Genomic DNA, 18382 nt, shown 5'->3' with positions numbered 1-18382 from the left:
CCGGAGGTCTCATTCGGACCAAGGGCCTCGCAGGGACCGGCGGCCTCACTGGAGCCGGGGGCCTCGCTGGAACCAGGGACCTCACGGGGAGGTCGGGGGAACCCGGGTTACGTACCCGGGGGAACGACGCGCCACACAGAAGCGGCCTCGTCGTGGAGAAGCGGACCACTCGACGCACGAGTGCGGACCATCCCGATCACTCGGACCACCCGGCCCACTGGATGCGCGGGTCGGGGCGCCCGACGGGCGTCCCGGACCACGCGTGCGGCGGCGGCCCGGCGGTGGGCCGCCGGGCCGGGCATCGGCTCAGGCCGCGTCGGTGCGGCACTCCGGGTGGCCCCAGCCCACCGGGTTCTTCGCGATCATCTCCTGCGCCGCGTACGGCTTGCCGCAGCGGCACCGCCCGGCGAACTTCGCCCGGATCGTGGCCCCGGTACGGGCTCCGCCGGTGGATGCCTTCGCCGTCTTCCCGGGCGCGCTCTTGACCGCGCGGGACGGGGCGGGCTGGGGCAGGGCGGCCGTCCCGTGGGCCGTACCGGCGGGCAGCTGCGACACCGCCGCCTCGCTCGCGGCCTGGTCGGCCAGCGCGTTGAGCGGGTCCCCGCCGACCTGGTGGGCGGGAACGTACTGGAATCGCACCGCACGGCCGGTGAGCAGCTCGTCGATGCGGACGACCAGCTCCTGGTTGGCGACCGGCTTGCCGCCGGAGGTCTTCCAGCCGTTGCGCTTCCAGCCCGGCAGCCACTTGGTCACGGCGTTCATCGCGTACTGCGAGTCCATGCGCACCTCGACCGGCACCGAGGGGTCGGTCGACTCCAGCAGCGAGCGCAGGGCGGTCAGCTCGGCGACGTTGTTGGTGGCGGTGCCCAGCGGTCCCGCCTCCCAGCGCTGCGGTCGCCCCTGCGCGTCCGCGACCACCCACGCCCAGGCGGCAGGCCCGGGGTTGCCCTTCGACGCCCCGTCACACGCGGCGATGATGCTCTCGTCCATACCCCCGATCATGCCAGCCCCCGGGGACGGCTCCGGCCGCGCGTACCGCACCGGACCGGCCCCCGCGGCGGTCAGGGCACGATCGAGTCGACGTACCCGCCGTCCACCCGGACCGCCGCACCGGTGGTGGCGGAGGCCTGGGGCGAGCTGAGGTAGACCACCAGGTTGGCGATCTCCTCGGGTTCGATGAGGCGCTGGAGCAGCGACTGCGGCCGGTGCACACGCATGAACGCGCGCTGCGCCTCGTCCCAGGGCAGGTCCTCGTCCACGAGTTCGTACACGAACTTCTCGACGCCTCCGGTGTGGGTCGGGCCCGCGATCACCGAGTTGACCGTCACCCCGCTTCCCGCCGCCTCCTTGGCGAAACCCCGGGAGACCGCGAGCAACGCGGTCTTGGACATTCCGTAATGGATCATCTCGGCGGGGATGACGATCGCCGAGTCGCTCGCGATGTTCTGCACCCTCCCCCAGCCCCGGCCGGTCATTCCGGGCAGATAGCGGCGGATCAGCCGGACCGCGCTGAGGACGTTCGTGTCGAAGTAGGTCCGCCACTCCTCGTCGGTGATCTCCAGCGGCGGGCGGGCGCCGAAGATGCCGAGGTTGTTGACGAGCACGTCGGCCTCGGGAACGGCCTGCTGGAGCCGCTCGGCCCCTTCCTCGGTGACCAGGTCGCAGGCGACGCTCTCGACGTCCGCGTCCGGTACCCCGTCGCGCAGGGTCCGCGTCGCCGACTCCAGCCGGTCCGCGTCGCGTCCGGTCAGCACCACCGAGGCTCCGGCGGCGGCGAGGCCGGAGGCGATGGCGAGGCCGATCCCCTGCGACGATCCGGTGACGACGGCCTTCTTGCCCGTCAGGTCGATACGCACCTCGTGGTCCCTTCCGCCGGTTCGGGTGCCGGAGCGGCACCGTGTCCACCGTCGCACCGCGCCGGGCGGACCGCTTCCGGAGCGGGGCGCGCGGTCCGGTACCGGCGGGCGCGCGCGGTCCGTACCGGAACGGGGCCCCGGCGCGTCCGCGCGACAGGGACCGGCGGCGGGCGCGACGATGAACCCGCTTGACCTCAACAATGGTTGAGGTCCTATTTTCCTGTCCTACGGGCCCCCAGCGGGCCGTCCGTCGGTCGGAAGAACCCGGAGCCCCTGCATGGACATGGAATTCACCGCCTGGTCGTCGCTGCACAGTGTGATGAACGCCGAGCGCGACCGCCGGCCGTTCTCCCGGGAGACCCTGCGCCGCATCCTCCAATTCGCCCGCCCGCACCGGCGCCGGCTGGTGCGGTTCCTGGCCGCCAGTGTGGCGGGAGCCCTGCTCGCGGTGGCCACGCCGGTCCTCGCGGGCAAGGTGGTCGACGCGATCGTACGGGGCGGCCGGAGCGACACCGTCGTCCGTCTCGCGCTGCTCATCGCGCTCATCGCGCTCGCCGACGCAGCCCTCGGGCTGCTCACCCGCTGGCTGTCGTCCAACCTGGGCGAGGGCCTCATCCTGGACCTGCGGACGGCCGTCTTCGACCACGTCCAGCGGATGCCGGTGGCCTTCTTCACCCGTACCCGTACGGGTGCGCTGGTGAGCCGCCTGAACAGCGACGTCATCGGGGCGCAGCGGGCGTTCAGCAACACCCTCTCGGGCGTGGTCGCCAACGTCGTGACCCTGGTCCTGACGCTCGCCGTGATGCTCGGCATCTCCTGGCGGATCACGCTGCTCGCCCTGGTGCTGCTGCCGGTGTTCGTCGTACCGGCCCGTCGCCGGGGCGCCAGGATGGCGTCGCTGCAGCGGGAGGCGGCCGCGCACAACGCGGCGATGGCGACGCAGATGACGGAGCGCTTCTCGGCGCCGGGCGCCACCCTCGTGAAACTGTTCGGGAGGCCCGCCGACGAGTCCGCCGAGTTCGCGGCCCGGGCGCTGCGGGTGCGGGACATCGGCGTCCGGACGGCCATGGCGCAGTCCGGCTTCATCACCGCTCTCACCCTGGTCTCCGCGCTGGCGCTCGCGCTGGTCTACGGGCTCGGGGGCCACTACGCCCAGCAGGGCACGCTCGAACCCGGTGCCGTCGTCTCGCTGGCCCTCCTGCTGACCCGTCTGTACGCCCCGCTCACCTCGCTCGCCGGCGCGCGGGTGGAGGTGATGAGCGCCCTGGTCAGTTTTGAGCGCGTCTTCGAGATCCTGGACCTGAAGCCGCTGATCGCTGAGAAGCCGGACGCACGACGGGTGCCGGACGGGCCGGTCTCGGTGGAGTTCGACGGCGTCTCGTTCGGTTACCCGTCCGCCGACAAGGTCTCCCTCGCGTCGCTGGAGGCGGTCGCCACGCTCGACGACCGGGGCGGCGCCCAGGTGCTGCACGACGTGTCCTTCACGGCGCGGCCGGGCCGGATGGTCGCCCTGGTCGGCTCGTCGGGGGCGGGCAAGTCGACGATCGCACAGCTGCTCCCCCGGCTGTACGACGCCGACGCGGGGGCCGTCCGGCTGAACGGCGTGGACGTCCGCGACCTGACCGCCGACTCGCTGCGCGAGACGATCGGCATGGTCACCCAGGACGGACACCTTTTCCACGAGTCGGTCCGGGCCAACCTGCTGCTGGCGCGGCCGGAGGCCACCGAGGACGAGATCTGGGACGCCCTGCGCCGCTCGCGGCTCGACGGGCTGGTCGCCTCGCTCCCGGACGGCTTGGACACGGTGGTCGGCGAGCGCGGCTACCGGCTCTCGGGCGGCGAGCGCCAGCGACTGACCATCGCAAGGCTGCTGCTGGCCCGTCAGCGCGTGGTGATCCTCGACGAGGCGACCGCGCACCTCGACTCCACCTCGGAGGCATCGGTCCAGGAGGCTCTGGCCGAGGCCCTGGAGGGCCGGACGGCGCTGGTGATCGCCCACCGGCTCTCGACGGTGCGCGCGGCCGACCAGATCCTGGTCGTCGAGGCGGGGCGGATCGTCGAACGCGGCACCCACGAGGAGCTCCTCGCCGCCGGGGGACGGTACGAGGAGCTGTACCGCACCCAGTTCGAGCGCCCGGACACCGCGCCGCACGCGGTGGGGTGACCGGGCGCTGCGGCGGCGGCTTCCGGGCGTACGGCCCGGAAGCCGGCCGCGTCAGCCCAGGCCGAGCTGGTGGGTCGCCGCCCGGACCGTCTGGTCGAGCAGCACGGCGATCGTCATGGGGCCCACACCGCCGGGCACCGGCGTGATCAGCCCGGCCCGCTCGGCGGCGGACTCGAAGTCGACGTCGCCGACGTTGCCCGGGTTGTACCCCGCGTCGATCACCACGGCCCCGGGCTTGATGTCCGCCCCCGCGATGAAGCGAGGTCTGCCGACCGCGGCGATCAGCACATCGGCTTCCCGCAGGTGCGACGAGAGGTCGGTGGTGCGCGAGTGGCAGTACGTCACCGTCGCGTCCCGGCCGAGCAGCAGCAGGCCCGCCGGCTTGCCGAGGATCGCGCTCCGCCCCACGACGACGGCGTGCTTGCCGGCGAGGTCGACCTCGTACGCGTCGAGCAGCCGCATGATCCCGCCGGGGGTGCAGGAGACGAAGCCGGGCAGGCCGAATCCCATGGCGGCGAAGGAGTGCATGGTGACGCCGTCGACGTCCTTCTCCGGCGCGATCGCCTCGAACGCGGCACGCTCGTCGATGTGGGGGCCCACCGGATGCTGCAGCAGGATGCCGTGCACCCCCGGATCCTCGGAGAGCTCCGTGACCGCCTCGACCAGCCCGGCGGTGGAGATCGAGGCGGGCAGGGCCACGTGCCGCGACTCGATGCCGGCCTTCTCGCACCGGGCGCGCTTCATCCGTACGTAGGTCACCGACGCGGGGTCCTCGCCGACGAGTACCGTCGCGAGGCAGGGCGCCGTCCCCGTCCGCCGCCGGATGGCGGCCGCCGAGGCCGAGGCTGCTTCGACGGTACGCCGGGCTAGGGCGGTGCCGTCCATGAGGCGGGCTGTCTGTGTCCGGGCCACGTGTTGCTCCTGAGCTTCACGGTGGAGTGCCCAGGCGTACGGCAGCGACAAGGTGTCAGGCCGCTCCCCGGTGGTACTCCACCTGAACGCCAGTCACGGCCCGCTCGTCACCCTAGACGATGGGGCCGCCCCACGTCCCCGGTCCCGGTCAGCCGCGCCCTTCGGACCGGGGAGCGGGGGCCAGCAGCTTGCCGAGGATCCGGGAGAGCTGCCGGCGTTCGGCAACCGTCAGCGCCTGGAACGCCTCGTCCAGGAACACCGGGACCGATTCCTCGGCCCGGGCGAGCTGTCTGCGCCCGGGGGCGGTGAGGGTGACGGCGTAGGCGCGGCGGTCGGTGACGTTCCGCTCCCGGCGCACGAGGCCCGCCTGCTCCAGTCCGTCACAGATCCCCACCATCACCGTGCGGTCGATGCGCAGTTGCTCACCGAGCACACGCTGGGAACAGGGGCCGGTCTCCGCGAGCATCTTCAGCACCAGATGGGGGCCGACACCGAGGCCCCGCTCGTCCGCATCCCCCTCCGCGGCGCGTGCGACGGCCGCGGAGGCGCGGCAGAGCGCGATGTCGAGCCGCTCCTCGGCGAGTCGCGGGAAGTAGGTGGCTTGCGCGGTGTCGACGCCACGGTGCGGCATGGGTGTTCCTTCCTCGTCCTGCGGCTCACAGGGTACGGGAATCATCTGGCCACCGATTGTTTGACCCCCGCACCCACCCCTCGTATGCTCACCTTCCATCTGCACCAAGACCGTCTGGACACAGACCATCTGGAGCATGATGAACCTCAACTCGACATGAAAAATGGCCTGTTGATGTGATCCCATCACCGACGGATCGAGGAACTCGTGACTCTCGACCTGACACCTGATCAGTTATTGTCAACCACGCGCGCGGTACGCAGACGGCTCGACCTGGACCGGCCGGTCGCCCGCTCCCTCATCGAGGAGTGCGTGGATCTCGCGACACAGGCACCGACCGGCCGCAACAGGCAGCGCTGGCACTTCCTCGTGGTGACCGACCCCGACCGGCGCGCGCTGGTCGCGGATCTGTTCCGGCGTTCGCTCGCCGTCAACGAGTCTGCACCGCTGGGCAGACGGGACCTGGAACGCATGCACGTGCGGCCCGGCTCGATGGAGAAGGTCTACGACGGGCTGCGCCACCTCCACGACAACATCCACCGGGTGCCCGCCTTCGTCATTCCGGCGGTCGAAGGGCGTACGGACCACGCGTCCGTCGTCGAACAGGCGGGGACCTGGGGCTCGATCCTCCCCGCCGTCTGGAGCTTCATGCTGGCCGCCCGCGCGCGGGGGCTCGGCACGGTCTGGACCACCGCACAGGGACCGTTGGAGCGGGAGCTCGCCGAGGTGCTCGGGGTTCCGTACGAGGAGGTCATGCTCGCCGCGTTCCTGCCCCTCGCCCACACCATCGGCACCGACTTCAAGCCGGCCCGACGGGTCCCCCGCGACCAGGTCCTGCACTGGCAGCGCTGGTAGCACCGCCGGCCCCGCCCCCTGCCCGGACTCGGGTCCCTCGTCAGTCCCGTCCGGCCCGCACCGCGCGTGCGAGCCGGACGGCGCCGCTCATCGCGCGGCCCTCCCCGCTCCGGCGCAGCACCGCACGGCCGCAGCCGCGCCACTGCGAGGGCGGAACCGGGCTGCCGGGTCCGGTGCGGGTGAACAGGGCGTTCACCGAGGTCATCGGATCGCCAGCGGCCGCCTTCGCCAGCAGGACACCGGCGACGAACGGGAGGAGAGTCCCGGCCAGGGCGGAACCGGCCACGGTGACGTGGCGGACGCGGACACGGGGGCGGGGGCGGGGGCGCGATTCGCTGGGCATGGTCCCATCCCACCGGCGGCGCCGGGCCCTCGGATGCGCCGGCGTACTCAGGGCGGCCCGCGGGACGGCTTCCGTCCGCATGAGTACGGCTACTCGGCGCCCGCGCCCCCGAGGTCGACGTACGCGGCCACGGGCAGGTGGTCGCTGCCGGTCGCGGGGAGGGTCCGGATGCCGGTGACGCGGACGGACCGCGCGAGGACCTGGTCGATACGGGCCACCGGAAAGGACGCGGGCAAGCTGAACGCGACTCCGGACCCGGGGGCGTCCAGGTACGCGCGGAGCGGGCCGAGTCCCCGGTCGTCCACGGTGCTGTTGAAGTCGCCGAGCAGGAGGACCCGCGCCAGTGGTTCGTCCCGGATCGCGGTGGCGAGGAGGGCGGCGCTCTCGTCCCGGGGGCCGGAGCGCAGGCCGGTCGCGCCGAGGCGGACGGACGGCAGATGGGCGACGTACACGGCGAGGTCGCCGCGCGGGGTGTGCGCGGTGGCTCTCAGGCCCCGGTTCCAGCCCTCGGCGATGCCGTGCGGCCGGATGTCCACGGGGTGCACGTCCGTCAGGGGATAGGCCGACCAGAGCCCCACCGTGCCGCTCGCTCCGTGGTACGGGAAGCGCGACGCGAGCGCCCGCGCGTACACCGGCAGGGCCTGCGGGGTGAGTTCCTCCAGCGCGACGATCCGCGCCCCGCTGCGGTTCAGGGCCGCCGCCGTCCCCTCCGGGTCGGCGTTCTCGTCACTGACGTTGTGCTGGACCACGACCAGGGCGCCGGAGTCGTCCGTCCCCGTGAGGAAGAGGCCGCCGAACCGGACGCCCCAGACGAGGGCGGGCAGCAGCGCGGCCACCACGGCCACCGGCGCTCTCCTCAGCAGCCCGGCACAGAGGAGTACCGGCACCGCGAGGCCGAGCCAGGGCAGCAGGGTCTCCAGCAGACTTCCCATGCGGCCGGGGGTGTTGGGGACCAGCCGGGGCGCGGCGAGCAGCGCGGCCACCACCGCGGCGAGCGCGGCCCCCGTCTTCCCCCGCCCGGAGCTGTACCACCTCCGGCAGGCCGGGACGGCCGGGACGGCCGGCGATACGCCCGGGGGCGCGGGAGCGGGGGTCTCTGCCGGTTGCATCGTTCTCCTGGGGTCTTCCGTTCGGATCAGGCCGGCGCGGGCCCCGAGAACCCACCATGATCCGGGCGGGAGACCCTGGGGTCGTACGAGATCGGCGGAGCCCGGAACAGAGCGTGGGGTGTCCCGGCGTACGGCTCCGGACTCCGCTTGCGGGTCGCACCGGAGAACGACGCGTCCGGGCTCCTTCCGGTTCCGCTGGGGCCGGTACTCCGTCGTGAGCGGTGGAATTTCTGGACAGCTCCATCCCGAATCGACGGCCGGGACGTTCGGCCGAACGGACCGGCTCGACGGCACGCGGCACGGTCAAGGCCACGAGTGCGAACAGCACCCTGTGCGCGGCCCCTTTCCCGCACCCCTCTCGCGGAAAGGGCCTCGTCGGGAAGGTCCTGCACGAAAAGGCCGGGCGAACAAGCGGAACGCCCTTGGGACGAAAGGGTGAGGAAGCGTCTCCCCACATTCCGCCGGAACGTTTCCGCTCATGCGGGATCCCGGCGCTCCGAGCACGCGGACAGGTCAGCGACGTGCGGCATTCGGGTCCGGCGCGGCCGGTCGCACGAGCGAGTCATCCACGCATTCCGGCTGACTGTCTGTCAAAGTGCAGTTCGGTTTAACTCATTTTCCACTCTCGCGCGAAAGCGCGACACGAACAACCCTGCCCGGAAGGGTGAGCGCGCCCAGGACCGCTCACCGGAAACCACACAGAACGCACGTACACACCTTCTCGATCGGTCATGAGAATTTCCGACCGGCCGTGTGGGGGGGTGCGTACGAAAACCGCCGAAGGCGCCGCGAGAACGTCACCCCGGAGCAATTCTGTTGAAGATCCTTCATCTCGTTCAGCCTGTGGAGGGCGGCGTCGCCCGGGTCGTCGTCGATCTCGTGCGGGCGCAGGTCCGCGCCGGACTCCGGCCCGTCGTCGGGTGCCCGCCGAACGGCCCGCTGGCCGCGCTGGCGTCCGCCGCGGGGGCGGAGGTCCACGGATGGCGGGCCGTACGCGACCCCGGCCTCGGGCTGGCCCGCGAGATCGCCGGAGCCCGGTCCCTGGTCCGGGAGCACAGCCCGCATCTGGTGCACGCGCACAGCGCGAAGGCCGGCCTCGCGGGCCGGATGGCGGTACGCGGCAGGATTCCGACCGTGTTCCAGCCGCACGCCTGGTCGTTCGAGGCGGTACGCGGAGGGACCGCGGCTTCCGCGGTGAAGTGGGAGCGCTTCGGGGCCCGTTGGGCGGACAGGGTGCTCTGCGTCAGCGACTGCGAGCGCCGGGCGGGCGAGCGGGCGGGCATCGCGGCCCACTGGTCGGTGATCCACAACGGCATCGATCTCGACCGCTTCCGGCCGGCCGGGCCCGAGGAACGCGCCGCCGCCCGAACGGCCCTCGGTCTCCCCGCCGGGCCGCCCCTGCTGGTCTGCGTCGGCCGCCTGAGCCGGCAGAAGGGCCAGGACGTCCTGCTGGAGGCGTGGCGCGCGATGCGTCCCGGGGCGGGCCGCCTCGCCCTGGTGGGCAGCGGGCCCGAGGAGGCCCGGCTGCGCGAAGCGGCCCCGGCGGACGTGCTGTTCGCCGGAGCGGCCGAAGATGTCCGCCCCTGGATCCACGCGGCCGACGTCGTCGTCCTGCCCTCGCGGTGGGAGGGCATGGCCCTGGCGCCGCTGGAGGCGATGGCGTGCGGCAGACCGGTGGTGATGACCGACGTTGCCGGCGCCCGGGAGAGCCTGCCGCCCGGACAGGACGCCCACTGCCTCGTCCCGCCGGACGACCCGGCGGCCCTGGCCGCCGCGCTCACCGCACTCCTGTCCGACCCCGCGCTCCGTACGGAACTCGGCGGCGCCGCCCAGCTCCACGCCCGTGCGGTCTTCGACGTGCGCAGGACCGCCGCAGAGGTCAACCACCTCTACCAGGAACTTGTCCACCCGTCCGGCACCACGACGAGAGAGCGGACCGAGCGATGACGACGGAGAGTGCATCACTCCCGGGCACTGCCCGGGGGACCACGCTGCCCCCTGCTTCTTCCACCGTCCATCGGCCACGCGGCGGCCCGGTCCGGCGCTACTCCGAGCCGGTCGTCCGGCAGGTCGGCCGGCACCGGCTGACCGTGCTGCTCGTGGGTGCGGACGGGCTCGTCGCGTGCCTCGCCCCGGCGGTGGGTCCCGCCCCCCGCTGGCCGGTCGTGGTCTTCGCGGCCCAGGCGGCCGCCCAGTTGCTGCTCCACTCCTCCCGCGGCCTGTACCGGCCCCGGCTGTCCCGCTCCGCGGCGTCCGAGTTCCCGGCGGTCCTCGGGCTGACGCTGCTCCAGTGGTTCGTGACCGCCGAGACCCTCACCACGTACGACACCCGCTACGCGATCGGCTGGACCACGCTGCTCTGCGCGGTGGGGGTGCAGACGCTCTTCTGCTGCGTCGCACGGGGTGTGCTGTACCGGGCCGGCGCGCGCGCCGCGGCCCGCCACCCCCGGCCGGCCCTCGTCGTGGGGTCCGGGCCGCTCGCCCGGAGTGCCGCGACCGCCCTGCGGGACCGCACCGAGTACGGCCTGCGGGCCGTGGGCCGGGTCGTGCTGCGCGCGGCGGACGGGAGCCCGGCGGCGGACGACGGAGCGGCGGGCAGGACTCCGGTGCTGCGCACGCGGGAGGAGGTGGGCCGGACCGTCGTACGCAAGCGGGTGGGGCACGTGCTGTTCACCGAGCACCCGGCGGCGACCCCCGAGGGCACCGACCTCTTCGCCCTCCTCACCGGGCACGGCTGCCGCATGTGGCTGATCGAGCCTCCGGCGACCGGCGCGATGCCGGAGCACCGGCCCGCACGTCCGGACCATCTGTGGGGGTACTCCGCGCACCGTCTGCTCGCCGCGCGCCGGCGTCCCCTCTCCCACGCGGTCAAGCGCGCGATGGACATCGCCCTCGCCTCCGTCGCCCTGCTGGCCGCCTCCCCCGCGCTGTTGGCCTGCGCGTGCGCGGTGCGGCTCTGCGACGGGCCCGGGGTGCTCTTCCGTCAGGAGCGACTCGGCCTGCACGGACGGCCGTTCACCCTCCTGAAGTTCCGTACGCTCCGGCCCGCCGACGCCCACGAGTCGGCGACCCGGTGGAACGTCGCGGGCGACCGGCGGATGAGCGCGGTCGGCAAGACGCTCCGCCGGACCTCCCTGGACGAGCTGCCGCAGCTGTGGAACGTGCTGCGCGGGGACATGAGCCTGGTCGGCCCTCGCCCCGAACGCCCCTTCTTCGCGGCCCAGTTCAGCACCATTCACCCCGGATACCAGGCGCGCCACCGGATGCCCGTGGGCATCACCGGGCTCGCCCAGGTGAACGGTCTGCGCGGCGACACCTCGATCGAGGACCGCGCCCGCTTCGACAACCGCTACATCGAGACCTGGTCACTCTGGCAGGACGTGTGCGTGCTCGCCCGCACCGTCCTCTCCCTCTTCCGGTGCGGAGGCAGCTGAGCATGACACCCCCCACGACCGACGCCCCGGTCGCCCCCGCCCCCGTCGCGTCGCACGCGCCCGCCGCGCCACCGGCCCCACCGGCCTCTCCGGTGAAGGCGGCACCGCCCGCCGGGACGCTGGACCTCTGGACCCTGCTGCCACTGGTGGCTACCGTCCTGCTGCTGGCCCTCCCCGTGCCCGGCGCCGGAACTCCCGATTCCCGAGGGGCGCTTCCGGCCGACCTGGCGTCGGGCGTGGCTGTGCTGTGCTGCCTGGGGCGGCTGCTGGCCCGGCGGGTACGCCCCCTGCCGGCGGGCGCGGTGCTCGTGGCCGGACTGGCGGTCACCGGGTTCGCCGTGGCGACCGTCACCGCCTCGGATCCGGTGGCGGCGCTCCCCGGCTTCGTCCGCTACCTCCAGGTCTTCGTCCTCGTGCCGCTCGCCGTGTGCCTGACGATCCGGGACGCCCGCGGCTTCCGGCTCCTGACCGCGGCGCTCGTCCTGCTCGCCGTGGTCCAGGGGTTCGTCGGAGTCCGCCAGTTCGCCACCGGCACCGGTGCCTCCTACATGGGCGAGGAGGTCCGCGCGGTCGGGACGTTCGGCCCCGGCGACATCATGGGCATGGCGACGGTCGTCGCGTACGGGCTGCTCGCCGCCGTGCCGTACGCGCTCTGCCCGCCCGCCCCGGTGCGCCGCTGGCTGCGTCCCTGTGCGCTCGTCGTCACCGCCGGGCTGGTCGTGGCCCTCGCCGTCTCCTTCAGCCGGGGTTCGTGGATCGCGACGGCGCTGGCCGCGCTCACGGTGGTGGTGCTGACCGGGCGGCGCACGGCGACCCGGTCGCTGCTTGTTCTGGGCGCGCTGTCGGTGGTCCTCGTCGGCGGGTTCGGCATCGGTTCCGACATGGTCCGGGAGCGGCTATCCAGCGTCACCGACGTGGCGCGGGCCCCCGACCGGTCCGTCAACGACCGGTACTCCCTGTGGGAGGCCGCAGGGAGTATGTGGCGGGAGCGGCCGGCGACCGGCGTCGGGCTCAAGGGCTTCCCGGAGTTCCGCGACGGCCACGCCTCGATCGGCCTGTCCTCGGGGAGCGACACGGAGGGGGCCGGCCAGGAGTTCCGCAGGCAGGCCCTGCTGTCCCCGCACAACATGTATCTGCTGGTCCTCGGGGAGCAGGGACTGATCGGGTTCGTCACCGTCGTGGGCGGCTGGCTGGCGGTCCTCGTGGCGTCGGTGCGCGCCCTCTTCCTCGCCCGCCGCCGGCGGGCCGGCGCGATCGACTGCGGACTGGTGGCCGTGGGGCTGGTGGTGTGGCAGACCATCGACTTCCTGTACGCGGACATCGGCGGGCCCACGACCGTGCTCACGGGAGTCGTGCTGGGACTGGGCGCGTGGTGGGCGCTGAGCGTTCCGGACGAGGCGGCCGGCGCGTGAGCGACACCACGACCGGCGCCGGCCCCTCCGCCGGGCCGCCACCCGGAGCGGACGGGCCCGGAGTGGCGGCGCCCCGCCGGGCACCCCACCCGGAGCCCGGGTCGCCGGTGGCCGGGGGGCCGGCGGGTGACGCCGTCGTCACCGCGGAGGCGGCACCGCTTCGGACCTCCCCGGTGCTGTCGCGGTTCCTGGCGCGCGCAGCCGCGGCGACGGCCGGGCTGACGCTGGTCGGCGCCGTGCTGGGGCTGCTGCGCGACCAGACCGTCGCCCACTTCTTCGGTGCGGGCGGCGACAGCGACGCGTTCCTGGTCGCCTGGACCGTCCCGGAGATGGCGGCGACGCTGCTGATCGAGGACGGGATGGCGCTGCTGCTGGTCCCGGCGTTCAGCCAGGTGCTCGCCCGCCGGGCGGCCCCGGCCGGGCCCGCCGGGCCGTTCGGTGCCCCCGAGGAGCCGGTCCGCGCCTTTGTGGCGGCAACGCTCCCGAGGCTCTTCACCCTGCTGGCCGGGGGCGCCGCGCTGCTGTTCGCGGGCGCTCCCTGGGTGGTCGGCATGCTGGCTCCCGGGCTGGCGGATCCCCGGCTGGCCGTGGACTGCACCCGGCTGACCGCCGTCACCGTGCTCACCTTCGGGGTCACCGGATACTTCAGTGCGGCGCTGCGGGCGCATGGGAGCTTCGGCCCTCCGGCCGCCGTCTACGTCGCGTACAACGTCGGCATCATCGCCATGACCCTGGGGCTGCACTCGGTGTGGGGGGTGCGGGCCGCGGCGGTGGGGGTGGCGGCCGGCAGCGTACTGATGGTCCTGGTCCAGGTCCCCTCCTTCTGCTCCCGGGTCCTCACCCGCGAGCACAGCGGGCGTTCGAAGCGCCCGGAGCTCCAGAAGGCCGACGGCACCGCCGTGTCCGGCATGCCCCGCTCCGCCCCGCGACTGCCCGGAGCCGCCGTCCTCGCGCCCGTGCTGCTCTTCGTGGTGAGCCGTCAGGCGCAGGTCCTGGTCGAGCGGTTCCTCGCCTCCACGCTGCCCGCCGGTTCCATCTCGCATCTGAACTACGCGCAGAAGGTCGCGCAGATGCCGATGGTGCTGTCGTTGATGATCTGCACGGTGACCTTCCCGGTGGTCGCGCAGGCGATGGCGGACGGCGACCGGGAGAGCGCCCGGCTGCGGGTCGAACGCGATCTGGCGCTGGCCGCGCTGGTGGTCCTGCTCGGCTCCGCGATGGTCATCGGGTACGCCCCACAGATCATCGAAGTCCTCTTCCAGCGCGGGGCGTTCGGCGCCGAGGACACCCGGGCCACCGCCGAGGTGATGCGGGTCTACGCGCTCGGCCTCCTCGGCCACTGCCTGGTCGGTGCGCTCGGCCGGCCGTTCTTCTCCTCCGGGCGCCCCACCTGGTACCCCGGTTTCGCGATGGCGACCGGGCTGGTCGTGACGACCGGTACCGGGTTCGCCGTGACGTACTCCTACGGCGTTCTCGGCATCGCCGCCGCGAACGCGGTGGGCATCACCGTCACGGCGGCGCTCCTCCTCCAGGGGCTCGGTTCCCGGGTGGTCGCCATCGAGGTACGGGCCGTGAGCCTCTCCCTGCTGCGCCTGGCGGTGCCGGCCGCCGTCGCCGCCGCGGCCGGCTGGGCGTCGGCGGGCGTCGTCACCGACCCCCTCCTGGGCCTCGCGGCGGGATGCGTGCTCGTACCCGCCGCCTTCCTCCTCACCGGACGCGTGTGCCGGGTTCCCGAAGTCGTCCATCTGCTGGCCCTGACCCGACAGAGGTTCATCCATGGCAACTGACCCGTGGGCGCGAGTCGCCGCACCCCGCTCCGCCCGCCCCCGCCCGGCCGCCGCCGCCCGGCCGTGGATCTGGACCTACCACTCGGTGGGCGACCCCACGGACGACCCGTACGGGATCACCGTCTCCCCCGGACGACTGGACGCCCAGCTGGCCTGGCTGCGGAGCCGCCGGCTGACGGGCGTGGCGGTGGGGACCCTGCTGCGCGCGCACGCCGAGGGCAGGCGGGGACTGGTGGGCCTCACCTTCGACGACGGCTACGCGGACTTCATGGACGAGGCCCTGCCGGTCCTCCGCCGGTACGGTTTCACCGCCACCGTGTTCGTCCTGCCGGGCCGCGACGGCGGAACCAACGAGTGGGACCCGAAGGGTCCGCGCAAGCCGCTCCTCACCCACGCGCAGATCGGCCGGCTCGCGCGCACCGGAATGGAGATCGGTTCCCACGGCCTCTACCACCGGGACCTGACGGCACTGCCCGACGAGGAGCTCCACGCGGAGACCCGGCGCAGCCGCGAGCTGGTCCGGGAGCTCACCGGGACCTTCCCGGAGGGCTTCTGCCACCCGTACGGCTACGCCGACCAGCGGGTGCTCGACTCGGTGCGCGAGGCCGGGTACACGTATGGCTGCGCCCTGCAACCCGGCACTCTGGTTGGCGAGTTCGCCCTGCCGCGCACCCATGTCAGCCACGCCGACCAGGGCTTGCGACTGCGCGCGAAGGAACTGCGGCACCACATGCGCCACCGGGCGGGCCGCACTCCCTCGGGACCGGTGCCCTCGGGTCCGCTCGCGGAGGTCCGCCGATGAAGGTCCTGCATGTCATCACGGGCCTGGGAATCGGCGGCGCGGAACAGCAGTTGCGTCTGATGATCCGTCATCTGCCGGTCCCATGCGACGTGGTGACGCTCACCAACCCCGGGGCGGTGGCCGAAGGGCTGCGCGCCGACGGGGTGCGCGTCACACACCTCGGCATGGCGGGCAACCGCGACCTGAGAGCGGTGGGCCGGCTCACCCGGCTCGTGCGCCAGGGGGCGTACGACCTCGTGCACACCCATCTCTACCGGGCCTGCGTCTACGGGAGGATCGCCGCGAGGCTGGCCGGGGTCCGCGCCGGTGTGTCCACCGAACACTCCCTGGGGCACGCGGAGATCGAGGGCCGCCCGCTGACCGCCGGCACCCGCGCGCTCTACCTGGGTACGGAACGGCTGGGGTCCGCGACGGTCGCGGTCTCCCCCACCGTGGCCGGCCGGCTGCGGGAGTGGGGCGTGCCCGAGGAACGCATCCATCTGGTGCCGAACGGCATCGACGCGCGGGCGTTCCGGTTCGACGCGGAGTCCCGGCGCGCCACCCGTGCCCTCCTCGGCCTTCCCCAGGACGTCTTCGTGGTCGGGGGCGTGGGGCGGCTGGTGCCGGGCAAGCGGTTCGACGTGCTGGTGCGGGCCGTCGCGGCGCTGCCGGGCGCGCGGCTGGTGCTCGCCGGGGAGGGGCCGGAGCTCGCGTCGCTGCGGGCCCTGGCCGAGCGGCTGGGCGCGGCGGACCGTGTCCGGTTCCTCGGAGCGTGCGGCGCGTCGGGGCCCGGCCCGGACGTGCCCGCGGTGCTCGGCGCGGTCGACGTGTTCGTCTCCGCCTCCCGCGAGGAGTCGTTCGGGCTGGCCGTCGTGGAGGCGCTCGCGTCGGGTCTGCACGTGCTGCACCAGGCCTGTCCCGCGCTCGACGACCTCCCCGCCGGCAGCGCCCCGGGCGCCCGCCGGATCTCCGGCGATCCCGCCGAACTCGCTTCCGCCTTGCGGAGTCTGGCGGATCTCGGCCCCCAGCGTCTTCCTCCGCCCGCCGCCGTCGCCGCGTACGACATCCGGCGCAGCAGTCATCACCTCATGGACGTGTACCGCCACGTCCTCGCCACGTCCCGTCCCCTGGAAAGAGCAGAGTCATGACCGAAACCCCCGCCCAGAACCAGGCCGCGCCCGGACGGACCCGCAGGCTCCGCTCCGCTCTCCGTCCGCCCGTCTGGTGGCCGCTGCCCGCCTGTGCCCTGCTGGGCGCCGCCTGCGGGATCGCCTACGGCGTGTTCACGCCGAAGACCTACGAGGCCACCGGGTACGCGATGACCGTCGCGGCGACGAAGACCACCGACCCCGCGGCAGCGCTGGGGTACGCGCAGTCGTACGGCCGGCTGGCGACCGGCGACGCGACCCTCGGCTACGCGCAGGGCGCGGCGGGCGAACCCCTGCGGAAGCTGCGGGGCCACGTCCGTGCGGAGACCTCCCCCGACTCGCCGATGATCGCGGTCACCGGCACGGCCGGGCGGCCCCGGCAGGCGGCCGAGATCGCGGACGCCGTCGTCGAGGCCCTCATCGTGAGCGGGGGCCATGTCTCCAAGGACACCGGGGTGAAGCTGATCCAGTTCACCCATGCCGTCGCGCCGAGCGACCCGGCCTCGCCCTCCGTGCCGCTCTCCGCGGCCGTGGGCGGCAGCGCGGGCGGGCTCGTCGGCGGGTTGCTGCTCCTCGTCCGCCGTCGCCCCGAGGAACACCTGACCCCGGCTCAGGCCGCCCCGGTACCCGGGCCGGCGCACGAGGCCGAGTCCCTGGTGCCCGAGGACCGGGAGCCCGCGCGATGACCCCCTCGCCGAAGGGCTCCCTGAGCGTGACGCTCTGCCGGGACGGCCGGGAGTTCGCCGCGCTCGCGCCCGAGTGGGACGCCCTGCACCGCCGCTGCCCGTCGGCCACGCCGTTCCAGAGTCACGCCTGGCTGCACTCCTGGTGGCTGTCGTACGGGCAGGACGCGAATCTCCGGGTCGTCCTGGTGCGGCGCGGCGGTCGGCTGTCCGGCGCCGCGGCGCTGCTGCTCGCCCACCGGCCGATGCCGGTGCTGATGCCGATGGGCGGGGCGATCTCGGACTTCTTCGACATCCTCGTCGACGAGGAGCCCGGGGAGGCGGAGACCGGGTCGGTGGTCGACGCCCTGGCGCGAGGGCTCCACCGGGCCGCCCGCTCCAGCGTGGTCGACCTGCGCGAGGTACGCCCCGACGCCCTGGCGCAGCGGCTCTTCGCCGGGTGGACCGGGCCCCGCGTCCGGCTCACGGACTCCACCTGCATGGAGCTGCCGGCCGCGCCGCTCGCCACGCTGGCCCAGGAGATGTCGGGCTCCCGGGCCCAGCGGGTGCGGGCCAAGCTCCGGAAGGTGGAGGCGCTGGGCGTCGTGTGCCGGGAGGTCCCGGTCGAGCGGGTTCCGGCGACCGTGGGAGATCTGCTGCGGCTGCACGCGTTGCAGTGGAGCGGGCGGGGGGTCAACCCCGAGCATCTGCGTCCCCGTTTCGCGGCTCATCTGACGCACGCCGCGGGGCGGATGGTCCGCGACGGCGGGGCGACGCTCACGGAGTTCCTGCTGGACGGGGAGGTGCTGGCGGCGAACCTGTCGCTGCACGCGGGTCCGCTGACGGGCTGCTACCTGTACGGCGCGCACCCGCTGCTGCGGGAGCGGAAGGTGGACGTGGCGACCCTGCTGCTGCGCGAGGTCTCGCGGCAGGCGGCTGCCGACGGGCGGCGGACGCTGAGTCTGCTGCGCGGCGCGGAGCAGTACAAGAGCTACTGGCAGCCGGTCTCGGTGGTCAACCAGCGGCTGCTGCTGTCCCGGCCGGGACTCGAACCGCTGCTGAGGCTGCGTGCGGCCCAGGTGGCGGCGCGGGACCGGGCGGCCGAGGCGGTGAAGGCGCGCTTCCCCGCGGCGCGGGACTGGCACGAGCGGTTCACCGCGCTGACGGGGGTGGGGCGCTGAGCCATCCGGCGGAGCTGTACCCAGAACTTCCCGACTGATCCGTTACCGCCCGCCGCTCCCGGCGTTTGTCAGTCAGTGCGGGGCCGGAAGGCTCCGCAGCTCCACAA

16 protein-coding genes and 1 riboswitch are annotated in these 18382 nt (G+C 73.7%); of the genes, 10 read left to right on the top strand and 6 right to left on the bottom strand.

What is annotated here, in order from left to right; all coding sequences use genetic code 11:
* Nucleotides 1-306 precede the first annotated feature (306 nt).
* Together ACWCWD_RS35015 and ACWCWD_RS35010 are read right to left on the bottom strand one after the other, a co-directional pair.
* Nucleotides 307-990: a ribonuclease H family protein gene (locus tag ACWCWD_RS35015; protein ID WP_450779362.1), complete on the bottom strand. Its 684-nt coding sequence runs from the start codon at nt 988-990 to the stop codon at nt 307-309.
* 71 nt (nt 991-1061) lie between these two features.
* Complete coding sequence (locus ACWCWD_RS35010) at nt 1062-1856, bottom strand: SDR family NAD(P)-dependent oxidoreductase (RefSeq protein ID WP_450779360.1); 795 nt, start codon at nt 1854-1856, stop codon at nt 1062-1064.
* A 277-nt stretch (nt 1857-2133) separates the two neighbouring features.
* Here ACWCWD_RS35010 and ACWCWD_RS35005 point away from each other — a divergent pair, with 277 nt between their 5' ends.
* Nucleotides 2134-4020 carry an ABC transporter ATP-binding protein gene (locus ACWCWD_RS35005; RefSeq protein WP_450779358.1) on the top strand — a complete coding sequence of 629 codons (1887 nt, stop codon included), beginning with the start codon at nt 2134-2136 and terminating at the stop codon, nt 4018-4020.
* A 51-nt stretch (nt 4021-4071) separates the two neighbouring features.
* On the opposite strand, the gene ACWCWD_RS35000 is transcribed toward ACWCWD_RS35005, so the two are convergent.
* Complete coding sequence (locus tag ACWCWD_RS35000) at nt 4072-4905, bottom strand: bifunctional 5,10-methylenetetrahydrofolate dehydrogenase/5,10-methenyltetrahydrofolate cyclohydrolase (RefSeq protein WP_450779395.1); 834 nt, start codon at nt 4903-4905, stop codon at nt 4072-4074.
* A 48-nt stretch (nt 4906-4953) separates the two neighbouring features.
* Nucleotides 4954-5039: riboswitch (ZMP/ZTP riboswitch) on the bottom strand.
* Nucleotides 5040-5080: 41 nt separating this feature from the next.
* Nucleotides 5081-5563, bottom strand: a complete 483-nt coding sequence (locus ACWCWD_RS34995; RefSeq protein ID WP_450779356.1) for a MarR family winged helix-turn-helix transcriptional regulator — start codon at nt 5561-5563, stop codon at nt 5081-5083.
* 207 nt (nt 5564-5770) lie between these two features.
* Here ACWCWD_RS34995 and ACWCWD_RS34990 point away from each other — a divergent pair, with 207 nt between their 5' ends.
* Complete coding sequence (locus ACWCWD_RS34990; protein WP_450779354.1) at nt 5771-6418, top strand: nitroreductase family protein; 648 nt, start codon at nt 5771-5773, stop codon at nt 6416-6418.
* Between the two features lie 40 nt (nt 6419-6458).
* Here the strand turns inward: ACWCWD_RS34990 and ACWCWD_RS34985 are convergent, their stop codons facing one another.
* Together ACWCWD_RS34985 and ACWCWD_RS34980 are read right to left on the bottom strand one after the other, a co-directional pair.
* Nucleotides 6459-6761 carry a hypothetical protein gene (locus ACWCWD_RS34985; RefSeq protein ID WP_450779352.1) on the bottom strand — a complete coding sequence of 101 codons (303 nt, stop codon included), beginning with the start codon at nt 6759-6761 and terminating at the stop codon, nt 6459-6461.
* Nucleotides 6762-6850: 89 nt separating this feature from the next.
* On the bottom strand, nt 6851-7870 hold the full coding sequence (locus ACWCWD_RS34980; protein WP_450779350.1) for an endonuclease/exonuclease/phosphatase family protein: 1020 nt from the start codon (nt 7868-7870) through the stop codon (nt 6851-6853).
* A gap of 816 nt (nt 7871-8686) precedes the next feature.
* Between ACWCWD_RS34980 and ACWCWD_RS34975 the strand changes: the two genes are divergently transcribed.
* Genes ACWCWD_RS34975 through ACWCWD_RS34940 form a run of 8 tightly spaced genes read left to right on the top strand, consistent with a single transcriptional unit; the run spans nt 8687 to nt 18275 of the window.
* Nucleotides 8687-9817: a glycosyltransferase family 4 protein gene (locus ACWCWD_RS34975; protein WP_450779348.1), complete on the top strand. Its 1131-nt coding sequence runs from the start codon at nt 8687-8689 to the stop codon at nt 9815-9817.
* Nucleotides 9814-11304: an exopolysaccharide biosynthesis polyprenyl glycosylphosphotransferase gene (locus tag ACWCWD_RS34970; protein WP_450779346.1), complete on the top strand. Its 1491-nt coding sequence runs from the start codon at nt 9814-9816 to the stop codon at nt 11302-11304. The genes ACWCWD_RS34975 and ACWCWD_RS34970 overlap by 4 nt, the downstream gene beginning before the upstream one ends.
* A gap of 2 nt (nt 11305-11306) precedes the next feature.
* Nucleotides 11307-12716, top strand: a complete 1410-nt coding sequence (locus ACWCWD_RS34965; RefSeq protein ID WP_450779344.1) for an O-antigen ligase family protein — start codon at nt 11307-11309, stop codon at nt 12714-12716.
* Nucleotides 12713-14503 carry a murein biosynthesis integral membrane protein MurJ gene (gene murJ / locus ACWCWD_RS34960; RefSeq protein ID WP_450779342.1) on the top strand — a complete coding sequence of 597 codons (1791 nt, stop codon included), beginning with the start codon at nt 12713-12715 and terminating at the stop codon, nt 14501-14503. Before ACWCWD_RS34965 ends, murJ begins: the two co-directional genes overlap by 4 nt.
* Nucleotides 14493-15305 (top strand): polysaccharide deacetylase family protein, encoded by an 813-nt coding sequence (locus ACWCWD_RS34955; RefSeq protein ID WP_450779340.1) that lies wholly within the window; start codon nt 14493-14495, stop codon nt 15303-15305. The genes murJ and ACWCWD_RS34955 overlap by 11 nt, the downstream gene beginning before the upstream one ends.
* Nucleotides 15302-16432 (top strand): glycosyltransferase, encoded by a 1131-nt coding sequence (locus tag ACWCWD_RS34950; protein WP_450779338.1) that lies wholly within the window; start codon nt 15302-15304, stop codon nt 16430-16432. The genes ACWCWD_RS34955 and ACWCWD_RS34950 overlap by 4 nt, the downstream gene beginning before the upstream one ends.
* Nucleotides 16429-17118, top strand: a complete 690-nt coding sequence (locus tag ACWCWD_RS34945; protein WP_450779336.1) for a lipopolysaccharide biosynthesis protein — start codon at nt 16429-16431, stop codon at nt 17116-17118. The genes ACWCWD_RS34950 and ACWCWD_RS34945 overlap by 4 nt, the downstream gene beginning before the upstream one ends.
* Nucleotides 17115-18275 carry a GNAT family N-acetyltransferase gene (locus tag ACWCWD_RS34940; protein ID WP_450779334.1) on the top strand — a complete coding sequence of 387 codons (1161 nt, stop codon included), beginning with the start codon at nt 17115-17117 and terminating at the stop codon, nt 18273-18275. The genes ACWCWD_RS34945 and ACWCWD_RS34940 overlap by 4 nt, the downstream gene beginning before the upstream one ends.
* The last annotated feature ends 107 nt before the right edge of the window (nt 18276-18382 follow it).

Source organism: Streptomyces sp. NPDC001493 (genome assembly GCF_053597235.1).
Note: the sequence above shows the minus strand (reverse complement) of the source record. Positions and strands in the feature narration are given on the sequence as shown.